The organism is Peptoniphilus sp. HMSC062D09 (assembly GCF_001811425.1).
Classification (GTDB): Bacteria; Bacillota; Clostridia; order Tissierellales; family Peptoniphilaceae; genus Peptoniphilus_A.
In genome coordinates this window covers 1-365 of the sequence record NZ_KV804743.1, presented here as the reverse complement: position 1 = coordinate 365, position 365 = coordinate 1, and the positions used below count along the sequence as shown (strand labels likewise).

General features: G+C 40.3%; 1 protein-coding gene. It reads right to left on the bottom strand.

Annotated features, from left to right (window positions below; genetic code table 11):
* Positions 1 to 365: hypothetical protein (locus tag HMPREF2801_RS07765; protein WP_148130097.1), on the bottom strand; the 365-nt coding region annotated here is incomplete at both ends.

Sequence of the window (365 nt, the reverse complement as noted above, 5' to 3'; positions counted from 1 at the left end):
CATAGTGTGCTTCAGGTGTTGGAAGATTTAGCATATCTGCTGTCTGAATATCCGCAACTTCTTTAAACATAGACATTAGTTCAGGAAGGTTATAGAACTTGGAAAATCTTGTCTTTACTCTGTACCCTGTTCCCTCCGGAGACAATTCAAAAGCTGACTGCGTTTCACCAAAGGTAGAAGCCCAGCTATCAAAATGCTCCAAATTATTCTTTTTAAGGCTTTCATACTGAAGATAACGCTGCATAGTATAAAGCTCTGTCATCGAGTTACTGACAGGCGTTCCAGTGGCAAAGACAATACCTTTTCCACCTGTCATTTCATCCATGTATCTGCACTTCATAAACATATCGGAGGACTTAAAGGCT